The 24,213-nt window shown below is 40.7% G+C and carries 19 protein-coding genes and 1 pseudogene; 8 read left to right on the top strand and 12 right to left on the bottom strand.

What is annotated here, in order from left to right:
• Window positions 1–571 precede the first annotated feature (571 nt).
• A complete protein-coding gene (nagA, locus tag IM319_RS11885) occupies window positions 572–1,723 on the top strand; it encodes an N-acetylglucosamine-6-phosphate deacetylase (protein ID WP_287735742.1) in 1,152 nt (383 codons plus the stop codon).
• On the opposite strand, the gene ccmS is transcribed toward nagA, so the two are convergent.
• From ccmS to IM319_RS11865, 4 genes are all read right to left on the bottom strand, one after another.
• Window positions 1,679–2,119: a beta-carboxysome assembly chaperone CcmS gene (gene ccmS, locus IM319_RS11880; RefSeq protein WP_287735743.1), complete on the bottom strand. Its 441-nt coding sequence runs from the start codon at window positions 2,117–2,119 to the stop codon at window positions 1,679–1,681. The two genes, nagA and ccmS, sit on opposite strands and share 45 nt — an antisense overlap.
• A gap of 268 nt (window positions 2,120–2,387) precedes the next feature.
• On the bottom strand, window positions 2,388–3,401 hold the full coding sequence (locus IM319_RS11875) for an aldo/keto reductase (protein WP_286826324.1): 1,014 nt from the start codon (window positions 3,399–3,401) through the stop codon (window positions 2,388–2,390).
• A gap of 228 nt (window positions 3,402–3,629) precedes the next feature.
• Window positions 3,630–3,947, bottom strand: coding sequence for a hypothetical protein (locus IM319_RS11870; protein ID WP_287686738.1), 318 nt, complete (start codon window positions 3,945–3,947; stop codon window positions 3,630–3,632).
• A gap of 146 nt (window positions 3,948–4,093) precedes the next feature.
• The gene (locus tag IM319_RS11865) at window positions 4,094–4,654 is read right to left on the bottom strand and encodes a 5-formyltetrahydrofolate cyclo-ligase (RefSeq protein WP_287735741.1); all 561 of its coding nucleotides are present in this window, start codon (window positions 4,652–4,654) and stop codon (window positions 4,094–4,096) included.
• Between the two features lie 32 nt (window positions 4,655–4,686).
• Here IM319_RS11865 and grxC point away from each other — a divergent pair, with 32 nt between their 5' ends.
• The 6 genes and pseudogenes from grxC (at window position 4,687) to IM319_RS11835 (ending at window position 9,105) form a co-directional block, all read left to right on the top strand.
• The gene (grxC, locus tag IM319_RS11860; protein WP_287735740.1) at window positions 4,687–5,004 is read left to right on the top strand and encodes a glutaredoxin 3; all 318 of its coding nucleotides are present in this window, start codon (window positions 4,687–4,689) and stop codon (window positions 5,002–5,004) included.
• Complete coding sequence (tadA, locus tag IM319_RS11855) at window positions 4,989–5,477, top strand: tRNA adenosine(34) deaminase TadA (protein ID WP_287735739.1); 489 nt, start codon at window positions 4,989–4,991, stop codon at window positions 5,475–5,477. Before grxC ends, tadA begins: the two co-directional genes overlap by 16 nt.
• An 87-nt stretch (window positions 5,478–5,564) precedes the next feature.
• Complete coding sequence (locus tag IM319_RS11850; RefSeq protein ID WP_287686733.1) at window positions 5,565–5,747, top strand: type II toxin-antitoxin system RelE/ParE family toxin; 183 nt, start codon at window positions 5,565–5,567, stop codon at window positions 5,745–5,747.
• 203 nt (window positions 5,748–5,950) lie between these two features.
• Window positions 5,951–6,049, top strand: a pseudogene (locus tag IM319_RS11845) (type II toxin-antitoxin system RelE/ParE family toxin); the annotation flags it as partial.
• A 12-nt stretch (window positions 6,050–6,061) separates the two neighbouring features.
• The gene (locus IM319_RS11840; protein ID WP_287735738.1) at window positions 6,062–6,364 is read left to right on the top strand and encodes a HigA family addiction module antitoxin; all 303 of its coding nucleotides are present in this window, start codon (window positions 6,062–6,064) and stop codon (window positions 6,362–6,364) included.
• A 251-nt stretch (window positions 6,365–6,615) separates the two neighbouring features.
• Window positions 6,616–9,105, top strand: a complete 2,490-nt coding sequence (locus IM319_RS11835; RefSeq protein ID WP_287735737.1) for a COR domain-containing protein — start codon at window positions 6,616–6,618, stop codon at window positions 9,103–9,105.
• Window positions 9,106–9,514: 409 nt separating this feature from the next.
• Here the strand turns inward: IM319_RS11835 and IM319_RS11830 are convergent, their stop codons facing one another.
• The 3 genes from IM319_RS11830 to IM319_RS11820 all read right to left on the bottom strand — a co-directional run bounded on the left by IM319_RS11830 (window position 9,515) and on the right by IM319_RS11820 (window position 11,595).
• Complete coding sequence (locus tag IM319_RS11830) at window positions 9,515–10,078, bottom strand: DUF4334 domain-containing protein (protein WP_287735736.1); 564 nt, start codon at window positions 10,076–10,078, stop codon at window positions 9,515–9,517.
• A gap of 78 nt (window positions 10,079–10,156) precedes the next feature.
• On the bottom strand, window positions 10,157–10,600 hold the full coding sequence (locus IM319_RS11825; RefSeq protein WP_012268038.1) for a phage integrase N-terminal SAM-like domain-containing protein: 444 nt from the start codon (window positions 10,598–10,600) through the stop codon (window positions 10,157–10,159).
• 140 nt (window positions 10,601–10,740) lie between these two features.
• Window positions 10,741–11,595 (bottom strand): hypothetical protein, encoded by an 855-nt coding sequence (locus IM319_RS11820; RefSeq protein ID WP_287735735.1) that lies wholly within the window; start codon window positions 11,593–11,595, stop codon window positions 10,741–10,743.
• Between the two features lie 245 nt (window positions 11,596–11,840).
• Between IM319_RS11820 and IM319_RS11815 the strand changes: the two genes are divergently transcribed.
• Window positions 11,841–13,004, top strand: a complete 1,164-nt coding sequence (locus IM319_RS11815) for a cysteine desulfurase family protein (RefSeq protein ID WP_287735734.1) — start codon at window positions 11,841–11,843, stop codon at window positions 13,002–13,004.
• Window positions 13,005–13,066: 62 nt separating this feature from the next.
• Here the strand turns inward: IM319_RS11815 and IM319_RS11810 are convergent, their stop codons facing one another.
• From IM319_RS11810 to IM319_RS11790, 5 genes are all read right to left on the bottom strand, one after another.
• Complete coding sequence (locus IM319_RS11810; RefSeq protein ID WP_287735733.1) at window positions 13,067–14,539, bottom strand: NADH-quinone oxidoreductase subunit M; 1,473 nt, start codon at window positions 14,537–14,539, stop codon at window positions 13,067–13,069.
• 244 nt (window positions 14,540–14,783) lie between these two features.
• Window positions 14,784–16,127 carry a 2-succinylbenzoate--CoA ligase gene (locus tag IM319_RS11805; protein ID WP_287735732.1) on the bottom strand — a complete coding sequence of 448 codons (1,344 nt, stop codon included), beginning with the start codon at window positions 16,125–16,127 and terminating at the stop codon, window positions 14,784–14,786.
• On the bottom strand, window positions 16,103–17,068 hold the full coding sequence (locus IM319_RS11800; RefSeq protein WP_287735731.1) for an o-succinylbenzoate synthase: 966 nt from the start codon (window positions 17,066–17,068) through the stop codon (window positions 16,103–16,105). Before IM319_RS11800 ends, IM319_RS11805 begins: the two co-directional genes overlap by 25 nt.
• A gap of 363 nt (window positions 17,069–17,431) precedes the next feature.
• Window positions 17,432–23,065, bottom strand: coding sequence for a Calx-beta domain-containing protein (locus IM319_RS11795; protein WP_287735730.1), 5,634 nt, complete (start codon window positions 23,063–23,065; stop codon window positions 17,432–17,434).
• 122 nt (window positions 23,066–23,187) lie between these two features.
• On the bottom strand, window positions 23,188–24,213 hold a 1,026-nt coding region (locus IM319_RS11790; protein ID WP_287735729.1), incomplete at its 5' end, for a hypothetical protein.

Here is a 24,213-nt window from a genome sequence, read left to right as displayed (position 1 = left end):
GGTCAATTACCTAATTTTCAGGGAAAAAGTCCCTGAATTTTCCCCCCAATCACTCCAAGGGTCGGCACTTTTTGAGGGAAAAAAAGTCTAAAAACCTTGTTGGATAAGGTTTTTAGATTTATTCAGCAAACCCTAAATATAAGATGAACGTAGGTTGGGTTGAAGCATGAAACCCAACTCCCGCATGGGTTACGAAGTGCGCTAACCCATCCTACTGGACTGTTTCAGCTAAAATAGGGCAATAGATTTCGGCTTAAAGTCTTAGATTATAGAATTTATAGCATTTTTCTAATACACCAAATTAGCTGAAACAATCCACTACAAATAATTGTGCCTCCCTACTTAATTGTTTTGTAAAGTATTTTTGCAATCTCTGGACAGGGAGCGGTCAGGTTATGGTATCATTTTTTTATGATGATTTTTATATAATCGGATCTGGGCAGTCAAATACAAACGCAAAGATTCCCATTATATAAAAAAGTATCTCAAAAAAATGCACACTTGTCAAGCATCATCAAAAAAAAAGTTTTTTTTTGAGATTATAATAAAAAAAAATTAGTTTTCTGCTTCTATGATAACCCTAATTAACGCTAGAATTCCCGCCCATCACGATCGACAACAAATAGAGATAAATGCTGCTGGAAAGATTGAGAGGATAAGGGAGATGGGGGGAAGGATAAAAGGGGAAAAGATTATCGATATGGAAGGGGATTGGCTATCGTTAGGAGGAGTAGATTTACAGATCAACGGAGGATTAGGATTAGCATTTCCTGACTTAGAAATAACAGATCTAGAAAAATTAGATAAGATTAGCGATTATCTGGGGAATCAAGGAATTGATGGTTATCTTCCCACCCTAGTCACCACGTCCGTGGAGAAATTTCAAAAATCCCTCTCAGTAATTGCCAAATATATCGAGAAACAGCAACAGGAAAATCGAGGGAGCGCCCAGGTTTTAGGAGTACATTTAGAGGGTCCATTTTTAAACTATGAAAAAAGGGGGGCGCATCCGGGACAATATCTTTTAAAACCAAGTATAGAAACAGTAGATAAACTCTTTGGGAACTACTTATCGATCGTAAAAATTATCACCCTAGCCCCAGAATTAGATAGTAGCGGTACGGTGATTAAATACCTAAGCGATCGAGGAATTACCGTCAGTTTAGGACATTCGCAAGCGAGTCAAGAAATAGCCAAAAAAGCCTTTTTACAGGGGGCAAAAATGGTTACTCATGCCTTTAATGCCATGCCTCCTTTACATCATCGTCAACCGGGTTTATTAGGGGAAGCAATTATCAATCGTGATGTCTATTGTGGGTTAATTGCCGATGGTCAACACATCCATGCAACCATGATAGAATTATTACTAAAAGCCAGTAATTATCATCGAGGAATTTTCTTAGTTAGTGATGCTTTAGCACCGATCGGTTTAGGGGATGGTGTCTATCCTTGGGACGAGAGAGAAATTGAAGTTAAACAGGGAACAGCAAGACTTTTTGACGGTACTTTAGCGGGAACAACCTTACCCTTATTACAAGGAGTAGCCAATTTAGTTAACTGGGGAATATGTGATTTAGAAACAGCAATTCTTCTAGGGACAGAATCCCCCAGAAAAGCGATCGGATTAGCGGGTTTATCGGTGGGACAACCTGCCAACTTTTTGCGTTGGCAATCGGCATCAAATTGGGAAAGATTGGATTTCCGCCAGCATTTTGACCTCTAACTGTTGAATGAGGGTATCGAGATCCACTTCGAGGCGATTAAAACATTCAGGAGGGGAAAGATCGGGTTGAAAATAAATCAATTTTACCTGACCATCACCGATAGCGACTATAGCCACTTCTTCCCTGGGATTATAGCGATAAATAATCCCAAGCATCTCTTGAATTTTGCGATTAACCTGGCGATTTAATTTCTCTAGAGCTTCCTTAGAACAACAGACAAAATGGGGCTGGGGTTTAAGATCGATGCCCAGGGTTTCTTGGGCATCTTCTCCCCATTCCGAGAGTAAACCCCACATTAAACCGGCTAATTCCTGTTGATTTTCCTGCACGAATTGATCTAATTGATAGCGCCATTGATTAGCGGGATCATCGGGGATTGGTTGTTCAAATCTCATCATTAGCCTCTTTTCAGTTATCAGTTATCAGTTATCAGTTATCAGTTATCAGTTATCAGTTATCAGTTATCAGTTATCAGTTATCAGTTATCAGTTATCAGTTATCAGTTATCAGTCCTTGATAAGGGGTGGAAGCTGACAATTTTTAACACCTACCTACTTATCGAAAAAATCGGGACTAAAACCTCACCTTAAGGCGAAAAGTTTTGGGAGCGGGGCATAAATCCCCGTTACAAAAACGGCCTCCTGCCCCTGCCGACCGCCTTCGTTAACGACGGTACTCATCACCGCAATCACCGATTAACTGCAATAAATCCTGGGATTTTTGCAAGACATGATCAATTTTTTGATAGTCTTGGGGGGATAATTGAAAATCGAAAATACGGGCATTTTCTTGGATATGTTCAGCAACACCCAAACGTACCCCAATAATTGCTCCAGCTACGGCTTTTTGTTCGAGAACGTAACGCACTGCCACATTAGGAATGGTGACATGATAGGAATCAGCGATCGCTTTAAGAACGGTTAATAATTCTTGGAATAATTGCCAGTTTCCCCAAGCATTGATCATGTTTTTATATTTCCGTAAACTAGCGGTATTGAGACTCATGGCATTAGGTTCAGGATGACCGAGATATTTTGCCCCTAATAAGCCTCCTGCTAGAGTACCATAGGCGAGTAGATAGATGTTATGTTCCTGGCAAAATTGCGCCATTTTAGCTAGAGGACGACGATCGATCAGGGAAAACTGGACTTGATTGGAGACTATTTTAATCCCGGCGCTGAGAATAATTTTTAAATGTTCCGTGTCGAAATTAGTCAAGGCCAGGTGTTTAATTTTGCCTTCCTGTTGTAATTCTCCTAAAAAATATAAGGCATCTAGATAATTTTTATCGCGATAATCCCACCAGTGAAACTGCAATAAATCGAGACTATCCACATCCATGCGACGTAGGGAAATAGCGATATTTTTTTCGACTATTTCCTTAGTCATTTTACCCGGACGGGGAACCCATTTAGTGAAAGCTTGCAGATTATTTAAAGCATCAATGCCCCTTTGGGCAACTAATTGACGACGAAATTCACCGATAAAATCTTCGGCTGGACCGTAATGATCGGCCAGATCCCAAGTGGTGAAACCGGCATCTAGATAGGAAAACATACTAGGGATCGCTTTTTGGGGTGCGATCGAACCATGGGACCCTGAAACTTGCCACATTCCGTTCAAAATACGACAAATTTCCAGATCGGGGGTAAACTGTAAGCGACGAGATTCGGACATGGGGACTTTTCAGTGATCAGTAAACAGTAAACAGTAATCAGTAAAAAGACAGCAGAAAACTGCCATTGAATACTGCTCACTTAATATTCTATTCTCCTACTGACTACTGATCACCGATTACTGATTCAAGACAGATCGATCGTCCCTGTCCAGAAAAAAGCGGTAAAGGGGAAGACTTTCGGAAAAATCTCCCCCTTTTTGGGTTTTTGCTGCTCAATTTTTGCCTGCTTAATATTCCACTTCCAATCGCGCTGCGGTGACAGCATCAAAAGCGAAAGCGAGAACTATAGGCATAGGACAAGCGAGGATGACACAGAGAATTAAAGCTGTTACAGTCAATCCGATCGCCACTCCTAACCAAAGTTTTTCGGCAGGAGATAGACCTTTTTGGCGCTTAATGTTTTGTAACACTTTGGTGGGAATTGGTTCTGGCATCACGGCATTGGGAGGGAATGCCCAATAATTACTGTAGCGTTCGAGAAATAGCTCTGTCCAGCCGTTTTCTTGACACCATTCTTGAATCCATGGTTCGTGAAAGTGTTTCATTGCTTCCCTGTTAACTTTTTCCAGTGATTACTATAAACATCTCCTGATGTGAACTTCATCCTAGCAAAGCTATCTTAAGCGTCGATCGGATTCAATAAAACTTAATATATCTGGGGATTGGGTGTAAGGGAATAGGGAAATAATTGTTAAAAAATTTCGGTTCTTGACTCGCTACAGATTCCTTGTAATTTTTGATCCCAAATATCGAGGGGAAGGGTATCGAGATAGGCAAAGTCAAAGACAATCCCGATCGAGGGGATAGCTTGCCATTCGGGGGAATGTAAGAGACGATCAAAATAACCTCCCCCGTAACCTAAGCGATAACCTTGGCGATCGCAAGCGACGGCGGGAATTAACAGTAAGTCCACTTCGGCAGGTAAAATGAGAGGAGCGATCGCTGTTGGTTCATAGATGCCATAACGATTTAATTCTAGGGGATCGTCGGCAGTCCAACAGTGCCAAGTCAGGCTATCTCCGTCACAACGGGAAAAACCCCAGCGATGGTGCTGGCAAAATAAGGAACTTAAATCCGGCTCTTGACGATGACTGAAGTAAGCGAGAATGGTTTTAGCGTGCTGAAATAAAGGTAAAGATTGTAAATTTTTGCAAAGTTGCTGACTATTTTCTTGCCAAATATGCTTAGGAAGCGTTCGTCTTTGGGCAATTAGTTGTTTGCGTAATTGGGCTTTTTTGGTACCAGAATCCATAAAATAGAGATAAATATTTCTGTAGTCACAAGATGCTAAATCTATTTAACTCGCTTTTTGGGCGTTATAACGAAAATATCAAGGCCAATGTGGAAATTTACACCTGGGCAACTTGTCCCTATTGTATTCGGGCCAAATGGTTGCTGGGTTGGAAAGGAGTAAAATACACCGAATACAAAATTGATGGGGATGAAAGCGCTCGTCAAGCCATGGCCGAACGTGCCAGGGGTAAACGCAGTGTACCACAGATTTTTATTAACAATGAACATATCGGTGGTTGTGATGATTTGTATGCTTTGGATGGTCAGAAAAAATTAGATAATTTACTGGCTAAATGTGGGACTATCTAAAGTCTATTGACGAAAAAGCCTATGAGAAACATCGGCAATGGATGCAGTTAGCTTTAAATTTAGCGGCAACTGCGGGGGACCGGGGTGATGTACCTGTGGGAGCGGTTATCGTGGATAAACAGGGCAATTTAATCGCTCAAGGGGCTAATTGCAAGGAAAAACACCGTGATCCCACCGCTCACGCCGAAATTCTAGCGATTCGTGCCGCTAGTCAAGTTTTAGGCAATTGGCACTTAAATGATTGTACCCTCTACGTCACCCTCGAACCCTGTCCCATGTGTGCCGGGGCAATCATTCAGGCTAGGCTAGGATTATTAGTGTACGGTGCTGACGATCCGAAAACAGGAGTTATCCGCACTGTGGCTAATTTTATTGATAGTCCTTTTTCTAACCATCGTTTACCGGTAATCGCGGGAATTTTAGCCAAGGAATCGGGGGAATTATTACAAACATGGTTTGAGAAAAAAAGATGAGAGACATTCGAGTAATTATCGGGACGGTTGATAAATTTAGCAAAATTTATCAAATTGTTGCCTTAGAAAAGACAAAAAAAATAACCCATGATTAAAAGCTTTCGATGTAAAGATACAGAAAAGCTTTATAATAAGCAGTTGGTTAAAAAGTTTTCTGGGATTGAACGATTAGCGATCAAAAGATTGCGTATTTTAGAAAGTGCTAATACACTAGAAGCATTGGCAGGATTGCCGAGTAACCGCTTAGAACGTTTAAAAGGGGATAAGTAGGTAGGTGTTAAAAGTTGTCAGATTCCCCCCTTATTAAGGGGGTCAGGGGGGATCAGAGGCAAAATCTATCTTCAATTTAATTATAACTACTGGACTGTTTCAGCTAAAATAGGGCAATAGATTTCGGCTTAAAGTCTTAGATTATAGAATTTATAGCATTTTTCTAATACACCAAATTAGCTGAAACAATCCACTACTTACTTAGAATCGGTCAATACAGTATTCGCATCAATGACCAGTATCGTATTTGTTTCTCATGGGATGATGCAGCTACTAATGTTGAAATTGTTGATTATCATTAAGGAAAATTCACGATGAATAATTGGAAAAGTCCTATCCACCCTGGTGAAATTTTAGCTGATGAATTAGAGGAAATTAATCTTGATGTTTCTCAGCTTGCCAAAAGAGTTAATATCTCTGAGAATGAACTTGAGCAAATTCTCAAAGGTCAAGGAAATATCACGGGAGATATTTCCTTAAGATTAGGACGTTTTTTTAATACAGGAGCAGAAATTTGGATGAATTTACAAAAAGCCTATGAGTTAGATATAGCGAGGGAAAAGTTAGGAAATCCCCTTGAAGAAATTATTCCTTATCAATCCCTGTCTTCAGGATAAATTCTCTTGAATTATATAATTATTCGTTTGACATACTGGGTGCATCTGACATTTGCAGAAATAGCGACAATCAGCAATTATCAGTCATCCCTAAACTGATACAAATGTATGAATAACCGCGTGTGGGAGTTAATCATACTATTAAAACGGATTTGGTATTACCGTTAACAGTGGACTAGCTGATCACCACCAGTTGCATTAACCGGATCTTTTGCCAAAATAGAGTAAATATAGTAGCGGGGGGATGGTCCATGACAGCACAGAAAGTACTAGAGTTGATTCAACAGGCAAAGGACGAAAGAGCGGGGAAGTTGGATCTGTCCAACAAAAACTTAACAGAAATTCCCCCCGAAATCCCTCACCTCACCTCCCTGCAAATCCTCGATCTCAGCTATAACCAAATCAGCGAGATTCCAGAAGCGCTCGCTCAACTCACCTCCCTGCAAGTCCTCTATCTCCACAATAACCAAATCAGGGAGATTCCAGAAGCGCTCGCTCAACTCACCTCCCTGCAATCCCTCGATCTCAGCTATAACCAAATCAGCGAGATTCCAGAAGCGCTCGCTCAACTCAACTCCCTGCAACGCCTCTATCTCTACAATAACCAAATTAGCGAGATTCCAGAAGCGCTCGCTCAACTCACCTCCCTGCAAGTCCTCTATCTCAACAAGAACCAAATCAGGGAGATTCCAGAAGCGCTCGCTCACCTCACCTCCCTGCAAATCCTCGAACTCAGCTATAACCAAATCAGCGAGATTCCAGAAGCGCTCGCTCACCTAGTCAACCTGAAGCGATTAGTCCTCGAAAATAACCCGATTACCAACGTTCCTCCGGAAATTATTCGTCAGGGATGGGGCAAAACAACATGGGATGATGGCAACCCGCAGGCGATTTTCAGTTATCTCAAGGATAAAGGAAAAAAACGCCCTCTTAACGAGCTTAAAGTTTTATTGGTGGGGGAGGGGGATGTGGGGAAAACTTCCCTGTTAAAGCGGTTACTGCACAATACCTTTAATTCCGAAGAACCCAAGACCCCCGGCATTAATATTGAAAGCTGGAAACTTGACCAAAAACCCGATATTCGCCTCAATCTCTGGGATTTTGGCGGTCAGAAAGTGATGCAAACCACCCATCAGTTTTTTCTGACTAAACGCAGTCTTTATCTGCTCGTCCTCGACAACCGCAAAAACGAACAGCAAAACCGTCTGGAATACTGGTTAAAACTCATTGAAACCTACGGAGGCAATTCTCCCGTGATTATCGTGGGTAATTGTGCCGATGAAAATCCCCCCCAAGTTAAGATCCGTACCCTCCAGAAAAAATATCCCCAAATTACCAAGCTAATCGCCACTTCCTGTAAAACCGGTGTAGGAATCGAGCAACTTGTGCAAGAAATCGCCTCCCAAATCGATGCTATTCCCCATATCAAAGATTTATTGCCTAATAGTTGGTTTCAGATCAAAACTCAACTAGAAGCAATGCAAGAGAGTTATGACTTTATTTCCTACGAAAAGTATCAGGAAATGTGTCAGAAAGCCGAGATTAAAGAGGCCAGCGCTCAAAAAAGTTTAGTGCAGTTTCTCCACGATCTCGGTATTGTCCTCAACTACCAAGATGATCCGCGACTGAATGAAACCAATGTCCTGAACCCGGAATGGGTAACTGACGGTGTTTACGATATTCTCAATAATCACGATTTGATGGTGCAAAAAAAGGGCATTCTCTCACTGCCAGATCTGCACAATATTCTCAAACAACCCCAACGTTATCCCGAAAATAAACGCCGATTTTTGATGGATTTGATGGGAAAATTTGAACTCTGTTTTCCCCTTGATGGTTACAGTCCCGATCGCTATCTAATCACCGATCTTCTACCCATCGATGAACCAGATGTGGATATCTACGAAAACGCACCTTTACACTTCCAGTACCGTTATGATATCCTGCCCGGTAGCATCATTTCCCGCTTTATCGTCCGCAATCACCAGATGATCTATAAAACCATGCGTTGGCGTAGTGGTGTGGTTCTGACAATGGATCTTAACAAAGCTTTGGTGCGTGCCGACGAGGAAGATAACTACATTAGCATAAAAGCCGAGGGTGAGCGTGCTAGTGCGCTTTTAGCTATTATTAAGACAGATTTTCAGAAAATTCACGCTACTATCCCTAATTTAGCCGTACAGGAAAAGTTAGTGATTCGAGAATTGCAAGGGGAAAAACCCACCGGGGTAGAAGTTCCCGTCGATTATCTCTATCTGATAGAACTCGATCGCCAAGGCAGCGTGGAAGCAACTCTCCCCGGTTTGCGCGGCAAATACAATATCCGCGATATCTTAGAAGGGGTGGAATCTAAGACAGAAAGAGAAGGATATCTCGACGAAAGGGAAGAACGTAGCCGCAAAAGCCGAGAAAATCGCCCTATAGTTCCCAAAACGCCAGAAAATCCCAATCTACTGAAACCTAGTCTCGCTTTGTTGCTGGTTTTAGCTGTGGTTGCTTTTATCTTTGCGGTGCTTGCCAATACTGTGCCAGTGGTACAGTTTATTACCAGCGTTTTGGCAATTATTTTTATCTTTGCTCTTATTGTGATTGTGGGATTGCTCTGGACGGGTAAAATCAAGGAAACGACTCTCAATCAGTTTTTAGAGGGTTTTTGGCGATCCATCACGATTTTTAAAGGACAAGAACCAAAAACCAACAACGATGACACCTCCCAAGAAACCCCCGAATCGGAGCAGTAAAGATTTGCCTACCACAGAAAAGTAACTTAGGCGAAAAAGTTTACAAATATTTAATATTATCTCTCTTTTGTCAAATTAGGAAATGAAATTCCTTATTTGTTGAATCTAGTCGATGGTGAAATTAGAAGAATGTTCAAACACCACAAACTCTTAAGTGATATTGCACTCAAAATGAATCAAACATCTGACTCTATTTATCAAGAAGAATGGGATGAACGCGCATTTCGTCCACAGCAAGTGTAGAATTTATTATTCTAAATGCTTAATTGGTTGGCGAGTTAATTTTTTTAACTTCTCAGCCACTTCAACCCGATGACAACGATGATAAGTTCATAATTACCTCCTGTTCCTCTGTACTTGAATTATCCCTCAACTCTAAATTCTTGCACCAGAGCGTTTAAATCGAACCTCAAGAATTAAGAGGTCTTTGACATCGCTTGAGAACAAAAAAGAAAGGTTGGGGAGAGTTTTTAAAATCCATAATTCCCAGCACGTTATTATCATCTACTTTCCGAAAAGAGTCATTGATGGGCAAATAATCATAAATCATCGTGGCGCTGACTTTGCCCCGATATTCCATCATTCGCAGTCTAGCCTGACTTGTCTCTGTTTTCAGCAAGGAGTTGGTCAGCATCAGTAAAGGTTTCAGAGAATTATTTTTGAGTATCGGCAGCTTCAAAATCCAGTTCATGGCCGTGGGATTGGGTGCCACCTTAAAAATTTTTCCCTGACCATCTAAAAATAACAGGGGGTGGACATTCTCAGTATCGACAAATTCTTTACCATACCAATTAGATGCTTCTAATAAACCATCCATTGGGTGATTTGTCTGAAGTCCAGAACCTTGCCAACGACCGAGCATAAAGTCTAAACTCACGGGGTCGAGAGCGTCAAACAATTGTAAAGCTCTTTCTGTGGTTGTTTGACCAGCTTTAAGAATCGACTGGCCGCTTTCTAATTCTAATGTTTCCATTGTTTCACTCTTGTTGTGTCCTGACAATGATATTATAGCTTCTCAGCCATAGGGTGGGGGATTGCCACTTGGTTAAGATTACCAAACATCCGACATATCTTCAGTCAATGGGTCATCGTATCGCCTTAAAGTTTCCAGCCATTCACTCATTTCTTCCTTGATGGTTTCTTTAAGTTCTTGCAAATCATCTTTATCTATTAGGCCTTTTTCCAGTAAGAAAGTGTAGAACTTTTTCAGACTACCTGCATTAGCCTTGATGCTTGATTGACTGGCCCACAGGGCCTTTTTGATAAACCAATAACCCAAAAAGTCACTGACCATATCTACCCCGTCTTTGGCTTCTACGGCATCTTCATAGAGTAAATATTCGTTGATATAAAAATCTATATTTGAAACATGATTATTAATGGTTTTTTCGGACAGGCCTGATGATTCTAGCCAACTCTCAAAATCCGTTAGTAATTCATGATTGGCTTTTCTTATCTTTTGACAGTCAGCCTCGTATTTCTGGGAATCATCCATCTCAAATTTCTCTCCTCCAAATCGCTGCTCGATGGTCAATAGGGTAATGAATCAAGTGTTTTTTTCCAAGCGTCTAAAGCCGCCATTTCCTCCTCAGGGTCAACGTCGGCCAACCGCCTGAATCGCCTTTCTCTTTTCTGCTAAATAGCTCCAACGATGTTAGACTCAATTTGCTCAATGATAGCGGCCACATCTTCTTCTGTATCTCGAGGTTGGGTTAATTCCACATCCGTTGAGGAGAGGCACATTTGAGTCCAGTCTAAGTTTTCCACTTCACACTGGTCAATCACCGAACTAGGGATGTTTTTCAGGGTGATGCTATCCCATTCAATGCCGATGTGATTGCTCTGCCGCTCAATTGCCACAATGCCGATGAGATTGCTCTGCCGCTCAATTGTCACAATTCTTCCTTGCCAACCACCGATGTCAGTCCCAAAATCTGGGTCGAGTACACCCTGTTTGACGATGACCGAGTCGCCGACTTTGAAGTCAAACTCTGACTCGGAAAATTCTGGCGACAAAGTTGAGGCAACAGAGATATGATAGTCGTTTCCTAGCTCTTTTAACTCAAAATCCACAATCATTCGTCTGTTTTCCGAGAAATAACGGTTTTTCCTGGCGATTAGCTCCTCGATTAGCCCTTGAATCTCCGCCTTGAGCTTTTCATCTCCGTTAAGAAGGTCTTTGTTAAAAACTCGGTCTATCATCCCTTGCCGCTTTGATTCGGGGGACAACGCCAGATTCCAAGCGATTGTCCCTAGGGTCAGCAATCTTCGCATGGATTCCTTCGTTTCAGGGGATTCCCGGTAAGGCTCGACAAAATCCTCCAGAACTTCCGACATTTTGACTTCCCCAGAAGGAGAGACGACAATTTCCTTGAAAGGCAAGGACTTTTCTCTTAATTTCTTCTCAAAGCTTTTCAAGAGTTTCTGGGAGCCTTGGGACATTTTCTGCAGCCTGAGCAGTTCACTAAATGCCTTCGATTTTTTAGCCATGATTGAGCCGGAAAATATGTTTTATTAATCCTGTTGGGTTACTGAACAACATTGGAATAGGGAAATTGTAACTGCTGTCAGAGAGCGATTGCGCTCTCATTATTAAATCTTAAAGTTCTAGACTGAGTTGTAAGCTGTTGACTACTATCCGATACTTTTTTGTTAACATAGATTAGCAATGCACTTTCAGAGATTCTCTTAAAACAGGGGATATCTCCTTCTCAAATCCCCCGCAGGGGAAAAATATGTCTCAAAAGCCGATTTATCTAGATTGCCACGCCACGACACCCCTAGAGCCGCAGGTTCTGGCGGCGATGTTGCCCTATTTTACCGAACACTTTGGTAATGCCAGTAGTATTAATCATGTCTATGGTTGGACAGCCGAGGCTGCGGTTAAACAGGCAAGAGAAACAATCGCCGCTGCTATTAATAGTAGTCCCGAAGAAATTATTTTTACCAGTGGGGCAACGGAGGCCAATAACCTAGCTATCAAAGGGGTTGCCGAAGCTTATTTCGCCAAAGGACGGCACATAGTTACGGTGGTGACAGAACATCGCGCCGTTTTAGATCCCTGTCATTATCTGGAAAAATTGGGTTTTGAGGTGACAATTTTACCCGTCGGTACTGATGGTCTAATTGACTTGGAATTACTAGAAAAATCTGTGCGTCCTGACACGATTTTGCTGTCAATTATGGCGGCTAATAACGAGATTGGGGTGATTCAACCTTTAGCGGCAATTGGGGCGATTTGTCGCCAGTATCAGGTACTTTTTCATACGGATGCGGCCCAAGCAATCGGGAAAATTCCCCTAGATGTGGAGGAAATGAATATAGATCTGATGTCCTTAACTGCCCACAAAGTCCACGGACCGAAGGGAATCGGTGCGCTGTACTTCCGGCGCCGGAACCCCAGAGTTCGTCTCGCCGCTCAAATTCAAGGGGGAGGCCAGGAAAAAGGACTGCGATCGGGTACAATATTTACACCGCAAATTGTCGGTTTTGCCAAGGCGGTAGAATTGGGCATCAAAGCGATCGAAGAAGATACCAGCTACTTAAATCGGTTAAAAGCCCGTTTATGGGAGATTATCAGTCAATTAGACAGAATTTATCTCAATGGTCATCCTAGCCAAAGATTAGCCGGAAATTTAAATATTAGTATTGAAGGGGTGGACGGTGCGGCGTTATTGTTAGGATTACAGCCAATAGTGGCGCTTTCCTCCGGTTCTGCCTGTTCTTCTAGCCATACCGCCCCCTCTCACGTTTTAACTGCCTTGGGTCGCCCCGAATCTCTCGCTTATGCCTCCCTGCGCTTCGGGTTGAGTCGTTTTAATACTTTAGAAGAAATTGAACTGGTGGGGGAACAGGTGGTTTTAACGGTTAATTCCCTCCGCAAAGCCAAAAATTTTTGACGTTTCGGCACATATCCACAAGTTAGTTTCGGTCTAGGTTTAAAAAATCCCGAAAAAGGTTTCTATGATTGCTTTTGACTGATTGCCGTCCCAGTTAATAACATTGATGCTTGGTTTTCACTCCAGTGAATCATCCAATTCGGTTGTAATCCCAAAACAATAATAAATAAAGCCAAAGCAATTTCGGGAAATCTTTCGGGCCAGGTACTGCGAGGAATGCGCGATAATTCAGGGGTTAAACGACCAAAGAAAACCCGATTAATCATCAGGAGAAAATATACTGCGGTTAAACCACTAGCGACCAAACATAAGAGCGTTTGTATCGGAAAAATCGGGAAACTGCCACGAAAGACTAAAAATTCGGCGATAAATCCCACCATTCCGGGGATGCCGGCGCTGGCCATAGCCGCTAAAATCATTAACATTCCCGTGATTGGTAAACCTCTTTCTGGATTTAATAAACCGCGTAGATAATCCACATCCCGGCTGCCGGTTTTTTTATACACTACTCCCACCAACAAAAATAACAAAGCGGAAATTAAACCGTGACTAATCATCTGCAAAATCGCCGCAGTGATGCTTAATCTGGTGGTGGCCGCCGCCGCTAGTAAAATATAGGCCATGTGGGAAATGGAAGAATAGGCGACCACTTTTTTCATATCCTTTTGGGCAATAGCGCAACTGGCCCCGTAGAGGGCGCTGATAGCTGCTATCGTTGCTAACCAAGGAGCGATAGTCACCCAAGCGTCGAGAAATAAACCGATTCCAAAGCGCAGCAGTCCATAGGTTCCTAATTTGAGTAATATTCCCGCTAAAAGCACAGAAACGGGGGTAGATGCTTCGACGTGGGCATCCGGTAGCCAAGTATGAAAGGGAAAAATCGGGATTTTGATGGCTAATCCGATGAGAAGGGGGATGAGGAGCAATAATTGGGTGTTAACGGGTAAATTGTTCGATAAAAGGGGATTATAGGCGAAATTATTAGCACCGGTTAGCCAAACTAAGCCGAGGAAAGAGATTAGCACTAAAAAGCCTGAAATTGCCGTGTATAATAAAAATTTCATGCCTGCGTAGCCGCGTCTTTGACCCCCCCAAATGGCAATGAGAAAGTAAAGCGGGACGATTTCTAATTCGTAAAATAGGAAAAATAGTAGTAAATCCTGCGCTAGAAAGGCCCCCGCTACTCCCGCATTGAGTAACAGGAGTAGGGAATAGTAAAATCTCGGTCGGTTAACCCCTGTACCACTAGCATAAAGAGCAATTATTGTCAAGAGGCTGTTAAGAAAAAGTAATGAAAATGATAATCCATCGACACCGAGAGCATAGTTGAAACCGAGGAAATTAATCCAAGGCAGGTTAACCGTGAACTGCATTTGCGGGTTACTAGGGTCAAATTGCCAGCCAAGGAGAATATTCAGCAGTAAGAGAACGACAGAAAGAGTTAGAGCTAATCCTCGCACTTTTTTCGCCTCTAGAGGCGTGTAGGCAATCAGTATCGCCCCTATAATCGGTAGCCAAATAAAAGCGTTGAGCATTCTTTATTTTAATGGGGATGATAAACCTTCTTATTATTGCCTAACCGGTCAATCTTGAGCAAGATAGCTATCAACTTTTAACATTCATTAATAAAATGAGCCAGAGATTGCCATTACCAGCAATTCCTCGGCAAAAAATGGCGATTTTGTCGCCATATACCTAGTAAATCCCTTGGCTTTTGGCTGGGAAAATGACGCTAATTTAGGAAACCCTCATAACTCACCATTAAGATAACTGCTATAATTATCGTCTGGGGTTTGACTCGGTGTCAAAAAAAGTTTCAGCTAATTTAATTAAATTGGTTCGATTAATCTTGCCTTGGGGACTTTTTGGTATCTCTGGTAATTTTATCCAATGTTTCGGCAGTTTATAATTGACTAATTTATCTTTAATCTGGGATTGAATAATTGTCTGGTTTATCTGAGAGTTAACGGGGACATAAAAAGCGACAATTATCTGTCCCCATCGAGAATCTGGCAATCCCAAAACCACCACATCTTTAACTAAATCAGTGTGTCTAATGGCAGTTTCTACCTCAAGAGGATAAACATTTTCTCCTCCAGTAATTATTTTTTGACTATCGCGACCAATGATATATAAATAACCACTTTCATCAAAGTAACCTAAATCATCCGTCTCGAAGTAGCTTGCTTGATTAAGATGGGGATAATAGCCTAAAAATAAAGATTTCGCTTCAATAATAATTTTCTGGTTATCGGGATTAATTTTTATCTGAGCATGGGGTAATAGCTGTCCATTACTATTATTTCCTCGTCGAAAATCTTCTGGTTTAAGGGTGACAATTTGTGAGGCAGTTTCCGTCATTCCATAGGTGGGAGACAGAGAAATATTATATTCTCTAGCTTTTTCTAGTAAAGATGGCCATGCAGGGGAACCTCCTAGTAAAACTGTTTTAAAATTGGCTAACCATTGAGGATCATTTTCTAGAAAAAATTGTAATTGACTGGGAACTAAGGAGATAAAATAATCTTGAAGATTGAGATTATTTATGCGCTTTTGTTTGATTTTATGGTAAGGAATAACAGCAAAATCTCCCCCCGTTAAAAAACTTCTGAGAAACTGCATTAAACCACTAACATGATATAAGGGCAATAGGCAAAAAGAGTTAACCTGCTTGACTTGAAAATATTCAGAGAAACCTTTGACAGAAGCAGTTAAGGTTAACCAGTTATGGATAGCAAAGCGAATTTTTCCCGAGGTTCCTCCCGTGGGTATCATCAGAGAATTAGTCAAAGGATTAACAGGAGAAGAATTATAGTTAAAAACCTTGATATTTTCACCAAAAATATAATCGGGTTGCACCAGAGAGAAAACCTGTTCCCATTCGTTAGTTTTCCAGTCAGGATTAGCTAAAAATAGGCAACTTTTTGACCTGACGGCAGCCAAGAATATAGCTAAGAATTTAAGGGGATTGCCTTCGGAAAGAAGCATAGTTAATCGAGGATTATCTGCGGCGATAAATTGCCGAGAATAGGACTGATATAATTGATAAAATTTTTGGCTATTGTATCCATATAGCCAATCTTTTTGACTGAGATATGCTAATTGTTTGTTGATGTCGTCCACAGTTTTTCTAACCAATCGGGGTCACTATTATTAAACCATTGTTGCACACCAAAGCCTAAAGCTCGCTCCTTTCTGGGGTATTCTTGTGCTAGACGTAAAGCTGATTTGCTGCCGATATTAGTTTCTAAAACGGAGGAAAATACTAAATCTAAGGGATATTTTTCCCAGAGATTTTTTAACCCTTGTATTGAACCAGTAATAGCAGGTTTAATCACAAAAATTCCTCGCCATCCCCGTTGATAACATTCCTCTATTTGTCGAAGATTGGCTACGGATTCATCTAAGGCAATCCCTGTGGTAAAATCTTGACTTAATTGCAACATTTCTGCCAATTTAGACGGGGGTAAAGGTTGTTCGATAAATTCAATTATTCTACATTCATCGGCAATTTTTAACCAGATTTTACTCTCAGCAATACTTAATCCCCCATTGGCATCTAAACGCAATTTACTTTTCCTGGGTAATCGGGTAATTAATTTTTCAAATAAGGTTAACTCTTGCTGGAGAGAATTAACTGCAATTTTCCATTTATAAGTATTAGTTTGATTAGAAGCTAAAATATCATCCAGACAGGGAAATACTGCCGCACCAGTGGGTAATAAATAACTATAATTTTTTGGTTCTAATTCTCTTGATTGATTTTCTATCCTTAAATCTTCTAAAGCTGATTCAAAGGCAAATTGACAGGCAGGAAATTGTTCGGGAATAGAAAAAATTGAAGTTATTGATAGGGGATTTTCGAGACTTTGACAGAATAATATTGCTGCCGATAATGTTTCTGAGCCAAATTCAGGTAAAGGAGCAATTTCTCCCCATCCAATACGTCCATCTTCCGCTTCTAAGCGAATAATAATTCCTTCCCTAATTTGCCATAGTCCGTGATGGGTTTGTAGGGGATGCAGCAAAGGACGCTGATAAACACGAAATTGCCAGAAATACATGATTAACTATAAGTAGTCGTGAAAAATTAATTTTCTAGTTGAGATAGGAGACCTTTCAGTGATCAGTAAACAGTAATCAGTCAAAGGCTGCAGATCAATTTTATATAAATATCTATATCATATTTTGGGCTTGTAAGTAAGTAATCTCAATTAATTGTTAGATAGTGGGACAGGCTTCTGATTCTTTGTATTTTATCTTTAATTGTAACTGGCTACTTAGTTGATGATAGGTAGTGCGTTACTTCAATCATAGTCCATCACACAATCACAGTCGATGATAGGTGGTGCGTTACGACGGATTGTCGCCTTCCAGTCAAAGCAGCAATTTTGGCCGTCTAACGCACCCTACAAGCTGTATTAAGATTAAACTAATACAAGTATATCAGAGGCGGTAAGAGTGGGTTTAGAACTAAGAGTTGCAATTTGAATAGCTGCTAGTGTACCTGTCCCGTCCCCATCAAAGAATAGTCCTCCAGTGATTGTATTATAAATAAAGCGATTGCTGGCATTTAATGCAGTTGTTCCTAACAGGAATTGAGCGGCTGTAATGGAAACTCCTGCTGCTAAACCACCGCCAAAACCCGCAGCAGAGACAGCAATTTTATCCCCCTGACTGGAGAGAAAATCAGTAATTGTGTCAATCCCTTCATTGCGGTTGTTGAAGGTGAAGCGATCGCTACCTGCACCCCCTGTTATGGTATCATTACCAGTACCACCAATCAAGGTATCATTTCCCGCACTTCCTGTAAGGGTATTTTTCCCACTATTACCAGTGATAATGTTATTTAAGGTGTTACCAGTTCCGTTAATATTTGCGGTTCCAGTTAACGTGAGGTTTTCTAGGTTATTTCCCAGGGTATAAGTAACCGATGATTGAACAGTATCTGTACCTTGGTTGGCATTTTCCGTAATCGTATCGGTAGTAGTATCAATTTGATAAGTATCATTTCCTAAACCACCGATTATGGTATCAATTCCTGTACCTCCATTGAGGGTATTATTACCACTATTACCCGTCAGGATGTTATTAGCAGCGTTACCTGTCCCATTAATATTTGTAGTCCCAGTTAGGGTCAAATTTTCTACATTAGCAGGTAGGGTAGTGGTGACATTAGCGGTTAAGGTGTCGCTGATGGTGACAATTCCCTTGTTATTGGTAAGAGTTGCATTGACGGGATTACTGAGGTTAATGGCAAAAGTTTCGTTTGCTTCATTAAGGTTATCATTGAGGATGGGAATGCTAATAGTAGCAGTAGAAGTATTAGGTGCAATGGTGAGAGTTCCGGTCTTGCTAGTGTAATCTACATTGGCGGTAGCATCAATGGGTGCAGTAGTATAATTGACGCTAATTGGTTGTGGATTTGGATTGTTGACAGTGATAGTGAGGGTTGCATTATTATCTTTACCCTCGACAACGGTGATATTATTGATGGAGAGTTGGGAAAAGTCGTCATTATTAATTGTCCCCGTCACTGCGGTATTTGTCCCTACTGTATAACCCGTCCCGGTCGCGAGGGTTAAAGCGACGGTTTCGTTACTTTCAACAGTTGTATCCGCAGTGGGGTCAATTGTTACTTTAGCAGTGGATGAATTAGCAGCAAAGGTGACAGTATTGTTAGTCCCGCTGCGAGTGTAATCTGTATTAAGGGTAGCTGTCCCTCCGAGGGTGTAATTGACGGTTAAAGCATTGGTTGTTACACCAGAACGGGTGAAGGTATAGATAAGGTTTTGTGTCCCGTCTTCTGTCACACTACTAGGAGAAACCGCAAGAGTAATACTAGGAAGGGTGACATCATCATTGGTAATTGTTCCTAATCCTTGATTATCTGTAATCAGCGCATTGCTAGGATTAGAAAGGTTAATCAAGAAAGTCTCATCGGGTTCAATTGCAGTATCACCATTGACGGAAATAATAATATCTTGGCTGATTTGTCCCGGGGTAAAGGTGAGAGTACCTGTTTTAGCTATATAGTCGCTTCCTGCTGTTGCTGTGTTATCAGCAGTGCCATAATTTACGGTAATTGTTTGGGTACTTGTGGTTGACAATGTAACTTTAAATACCAGATTGTTTGTTCCTGAATTGTTTTCTGCAATTGTCGGATTTGAGATAGTAAAGAATGGTCTATTCCAATCGGCTGCTGTCCAGGTAGTTGTTGCTTGCCAAGTTTGGGGTGTCCATTCATCAATACTTTTCCAAGCATCTCCTGACCATTTAGTTGTAGCTTGCCAAGCATTATTTCCCCAGTCAGGTATGGCATCCCAAAAGTTATCAATTGTCTGTGATGCTGTAGCTGTTGTTGCTATTTGATAGCTATTTGTGTCCAGAAAAGATGATGCAAGCGTTTGCGGTGAATTGATTTGATTTGCAGTTGATGGAGATAAACCAAGTTTCTTGTCAGACTGTCCAATAATCGCATCCCACGCATCTGAAGTCCAAGATTTAGCTGCGTTGTAAGCGGATGTTACTGCATCGGATATATTTCCAAGACCATTAATGGCAATTCCGATTGCTTGTCGATTCAGTTCAACGGTTCCACGATAAGTTAAAGCAGCAGCAAGTTCTGGCCCTATTATTGGAATTATAGAGAAGGCTACTTGAAGAGCAAAATAATCAGCATCAGGAAAATATGTAAACCTGTAACTACTTAAATCAGTAGTATTTCCGTTGGCAACTTTCCGAGTTAAATCTGTCGGCTTGGACAAATTAGTTCTTGTAATAGTTTGATTTAAGACGGGAACTGAATGTTTTTCAAAAGTAATTGCAGATGTTAGTTTTGAATATTTTTCTAAGTTCCAGACTCCACTCAGATATTTTGAACCTGCCATGCTAACCAAATCAGCCGAAGTTATGTAATGAGTGACACCTAAGTTATTAGTAGCGTTGAAATTAATGCCGGGTTGTTGAGAAATACCCGGACTATTGAAAGTAACAATCTTTCCGAGTTGTCCTGTATAACTACCTCCTACCCACTGACTTAATGCACCGCCTAAACTATGACCTGCAATATTAGGTTTTAGAGTCAATCCGCTTACAGGATTAGTTACTTCTGAAAGCCATTGATTGACTGCGGCTTTATTGTTAGTAAATTGATTATAGCCAATTCCTTCGGTTTCAGCATCACTTAATAGATCGTTAACAGATGAGAATTCAGTACCCCGAATCGCTAAAACAGGAGGTTTAGCAAGGTCATAAATTGTGCCATCAGTGAAGGTATAGGATTGCTTGGTGCTGGTGAGTTGGTTGATTAGATTCTGTCCAGCAGTATAGGCGGCGGTATTGTTACCGCCTGAAGTATTGGCAATATCTTGCAGTAATTTATTACTACTGGATGTAAATTCATTGGCATTAAGGGGATTGGCTAAAACCAGAAAGAATTTTTCATCAGAAGTTAAACCAAAAGCATCAAATCCTGTGGTAGAATCTTTGAAGACTTTATTGATACGATAGCCTTCGTAACCCAGGTCACTATAGTCATATTTCTTATCTACTTCTTTACCTTTGTCCGTATCTGTCCAATTACGATAAGCGGTATCTTTGGCCAAAATCTCAAAGGTTTGGTCGGTAGGAGGCGCACTTCCTAAAACGGTAATTTCTATTTGTTTGCTGGTTTCTCCTGGGAAAAAGGAGAGGGTTTGTTTGACAACATTGTCAAAATCTTTTAATTGGGTAGAGTCTATTGAATTGGCACTTCCATCAAGGGTATAGTAATCAACGGTTATGGGTTTATCATAGGTTGAGGACAGTTTAACCTCGAATGTAAGAACTTTTGTTTGATTAGTCCCTGCGGGAATATCGACCCACGCATTACTGACTGATATCGTTGGTTTAGGTGGAGGATTAGGTGAGGGTGGGAGTTCGATAAAAGTCCCAATGTCGAATATATTTGGATATGTTGGATGTATTGGATTTGCTATCAATTTACCATCAATCCAGCTGGATTTGTCTGTAGTTGGATGTCCATCTGGGTTTTCTAAGTCTATATACCAAACTTGGTTCGCCGTATTTCCACTAATAATACTATTTGAACTCCATGTACCCTTATTATAATTGTAAATACCACCACCTAAGCCGGCACTATTGCCAGTAATAATGTTATTCGTTAATGTTAATGTTCCACCACCATAGTAGTTGTAAATCCCCCCTCCATCAGAACCAGCCGTATTACCAGTTATTGTATTGTTGGTTAATGTTAATTTTCCAGCACCATAGGAGTTGCGAATTCCCCCTCCATCAGAACCAGCCGTATTACCAGTTATTGTATTGTTGGTTAATGTTAATGTTCCACCATAGTCGTTGTGAATTCCCCCTCCCCAGTATTTAGCCGTATTGCCGCTTATTGTATTATTGTTTAATGTTAATGTTCCCCCGTTGGAAATTCCCCCTCCATCATAATTAGTCGTATTGCCGCTTATTGTATTATTGTTTAATGTTAATGTTCCCGCCCAGTTGGCAATCCCCCCTCCATCATAATTAGTCGTATTACCAGTTATTGTATTGTTGGTTAATGTTAATGTTCCAGTGCTGTTGGAAATTCCCCCTCCAGAATTACCAGATATTGTATTGTTGGTTAATGTTAATGTTCCAGAGAAGTTGTTGGAAATCCCCCCTCCCCATCCAGCCGTATTACCAGTTATTGTATTGTTGTTTAATGTTAATGTTCCCGCTGCGTTGTAAATTCCTCCTCCAGAACCAGCAGCCTTATTACCAGTTATTGTATTATTGTTTAATGTTAATGTTCCCGCCGAGTTGTAAATCCCCCCTCCATCAGAACCAGCAGCCTTATTACCAGTTATTGTATTGTTGTTTAATGTTAATGTTCCCTGGCTGTAAATCCCCCCCCCTCCATAAGTAGCCGTATTACCAGTTATTGTATTGTTGTTTAATGTTAATGTTCCCCAGTTGGCAATCCCCCCTCCTCTATTAGAAGCCGTATTACCAGTTATTGTATTATTAGTTAATGTTAATGTTCCCGTTCCCCCGTTAAAAATTCCCCCTCCTACAATATTAGCCGTATTACCAGTTATTGTATTGTTGTTTAATGTTAATGTTCCCAGGTTGTGAATTCCCCCTCCCCATCCAGCCGTATTACCAGTTATTGTATTGTTGTTTAATGCTAATGTTCCCCAGTTAAAAATTCCCCTTCCTGCTTTGTTGCTGATATAGAGATTATTTAATGTAAGTCCAGAATATAAAAAACTATTTATAATTCTATTATTATCATTTTGCCCAGAGATAGGACTAGCATTATTAACAATAGAAGCTAGTGCTGTTCCATCAGCTTCAATGGTAATCGTACCTTTCGTCCTCAAACTGCGATCGCCTGTTGTCGTATCATTAACATAAGTCAATTCATAAGTCGTTCCTGATTTCAGCTTAATAATATAGGGAGTATTAGGACTGTTATTAGCAATTGCAACAGCATCCCGCAAAGATAAACCACTCCCAATAGTGGCACTACCATCATTCTCATCTATAGTAGTATTGACAATTAAAGTAATTGGTGCTGTTTGTTCAACCTGTATAAATTGTCCCCCTAAATTAATAACAGAACGATCATCTTCTGTTTGAATATAAGTTAACTCAGCCTCAGTTAAATTAACCCCTCTCACCAGATTAGAAAATAATTCTCCCTCATCCCCTGGTGTATCTACCTGATTAATTTGCCTATCCAAATAATGCCCAATTTCTTCTAAAATCACCGCAAACAAAGCATCTGAACTAGCAGAAGCCAAAAAGCTTTCAGATAGATATATCTTATTGGTGCTAATCCCATAAGCGCCATTTGCACTACCTAAAACACTGCTGTTGACAACCTCAATCTCAGGAAGTTGACTGAAATTTCGACTTTGCCACTGCTGTCGTAATTGCGTCGCCCCAACCACATCATAACTTGTGCCAAAAGCCATTTGCAAATTCGCCCAAAAGCCATCAGATTGAGCGAAATCGAACAAAACATCGTAAATAGGAGGAATAATCGGCAAAAGAGTAGAAGTCATGACATTCACCAGAAGGATTTACTGCGACTATTTTATGCAAACAATCGCCAATTTTTCAAGGGTACTATAACATAAATTAACATTGATTACCAGAAAACGGGTTTCTCAAAGAAAACGGGTTTCTAGATGTTGATTTTTGCCAAAGACTGCTTAAATTCTGCGAGAGAATGAGCAGTAGCTGCTAATTTTAGTAGCTCTTCTAAGATAGTAGGGTTAGTCATTTTGCCGATTATCTCTTCAATTTCTGAAGAAATCTGTCCAAACCGCACGGTTAAAACTGTTTTTATGGCATCGCGGCTTTTTTCTAACGCGCCAATTTCCTTACCGATTTCCTTACCAATTTCCTTACCGATTTCCCTACCGCGTTCTATTCCTCGTAACTCCCCAATTTCCTCACCAATTTTCCTTCCTCGTAACTCCATATTACTCATTAAAGGCATGGTTCTTTCCTCCTCAAATTGTTTAATTTTACTCTCTAAACTTTCCTGTAATTTAGTTGATAGAGTCATCATTGTGTCGATGATTTCAAATAATTTAATTATTTGTTCCCTCTCGAACTCCTTTTCATATAATCCTCTGATTAACTTCCATTTCCACTGTTCCCGTTCTGGCAGCTTCTCGGTAGTCGCTTTTGTTTTCAGGTGTGCCATGACTATTATAGCAAAGGGATTGCTACTTGCTTCTAGTTCTGACCATCTTTCCTCATAGTCCAGTAATTTAACCGTTGGGAATTTCAGGGTGACTTCACAACCAGCGATAGTATAATTATAGGAATCTGGTCGCCAATTTACTCGTTCATCTCCTAATATAGCGAGACTGATAACCGGTTTCTGATACAAATCAAAGGCACGATAGTTATAAATATACATCCTCTGAGGGAAGTTTTCTTCGTATTGACTTTGAATTTCAATATGAATTAAAATCCAGATTTCTTCTCCACTGAGTAACCAGACTTTATAGAGTTTGTCAGCAAAACGTTTTTTTGTCTTTGCTGAAGCGGTAATCCTTTTTAGTTCTTTTTCTAAGGATTCGGGAAGTTTTGTCCAATCAATTAATTGGTGAACTTCCGGAAAAAAGAAGCCTAAAAACGCTTCAAAATACTCGCTTAATGCTTCTTTCCAGGGTTCATCATAATTGGCGGTTGTTTG

The organism is Microcystis sp. M113S1 (assembly GCF_020246945.1).
Lineage (GTDB): Bacteria > Cyanobacteriota > Cyanobacteriia > Cyanobacteriales > Microcystaceae > Microcystis.
This window is presented reverse-complemented; position numbering and strand designations above follow the sequence as displayed.

What these genes read in the sequence shown, in the direction of transcription:
- nagA (WP_287735742.1), top strand. Translation starts at nt 572, where the DNA reads ATGATAACCCTAATTAACGCTAGAATTCCCGCCCATCACGATCGACAA.
- ccmS (WP_287735743.1), bottom strand. Translation starts at nt 2,119, where the DNA reads ATGAGATTTGAACAACCAATCCCCGATGATCCCGCTAATCAATGGCGC.
- IM319_RS11875 (WP_286826324.1), bottom strand. Translation starts at nt 3,401, where the DNA reads ATGTCCGAATCTCGTCGCTTACAGTTTACCCCCGATCTGGAAATTTGT.
- IM319_RS11870 (WP_287686738.1), bottom strand. Translation starts at nt 3,947, where the DNA reads ATGAAACACTTTCACGAACCATGGATTCAAGAATGGTGTCAAGAAAAC.
- IM319_RS11865 (WP_287735741.1), bottom strand. Translation starts at nt 4,654, where the DNA reads ATGGATTCTGGTACCAAAAAAGCCCAATTACGCAAACAACTAATTGCC.
- grxC (WP_287735740.1), top strand. Translation starts at nt 4,687, where the DNA reads ATGCTAAATCTATTTAACTCGCTTTTTGGGCGTTATAACGAAAATATC.
- tadA (WP_287735739.1), top strand. Translation starts at nt 4,989, where the DNA reads ATGTGGGACTATCTAAAGTCTATTGACGAAAAAGCCTATGAGAAACAT.
- IM319_RS11850 (WP_287686733.1), top strand. Translation starts at nt 5,565, where the DNA reads ATGATTAAAAGCTTTCGATGTAAAGATACAGAAAAGCTTTATAATAAG.
- IM319_RS11840 (WP_287735738.1), top strand. Translation starts at nt 6,062, where the DNA reads ATGAATAATTGGAAAAGTCCTATCCACCCTGGTGAAATTTTAGCTGAT.
- IM319_RS11835 (WP_287735737.1), top strand. Translation starts at nt 6,616, where the DNA reads ATGACAGCACAGAAAGTACTAGAGTTGATTCAACAGGCAAAGGACGAA.
- IM319_RS11830 (WP_287735736.1), bottom strand. Translation starts at nt 10,078, where the DNA reads ATGGAAACATTAGAATTAGAAAGCGGCCAGTCGATTCTTAAAGCTGGT.
- IM319_RS11825 (WP_012268038.1), bottom strand. Translation starts at nt 10,600, where the DNA reads ATGGATGATTCCCAGAAATACGAGGCTGACTGTCAAAAGATAAGAAAA.
- IM319_RS11820 (WP_287735735.1), bottom strand. Translation starts at nt 11,595, where the DNA reads ATGGCTAAAAAATCGAAGGCATTTAGTGAACTGCTCAGGCTGCAGAAA.
- IM319_RS11815 (WP_287735734.1), top strand. Translation starts at nt 11,841, where the DNA reads ATGTCTCAAAAGCCGATTTATCTAGATTGCCACGCCACGACACCCCTA.
- IM319_RS11810 (WP_287735733.1), bottom strand. Translation starts at nt 14,539, where the DNA reads ATGCTCAACGCTTTTATTTGGCTACCGATTATAGGGGCGATACTGATT.
- IM319_RS11800 (WP_287735731.1), bottom strand. Translation starts at nt 17,068, where the DNA reads ATGTATTTCTGGCAATTTCGTGTTTATCAGCGTCCTTTGCTGCATCCC.
- IM319_RS11795 (WP_287735730.1), bottom strand. Translation starts at nt 23,065, where the DNA reads ATGACTTCTACTCTTTTGCCGATTATTCCTCCTATTTACGATGTTTTG.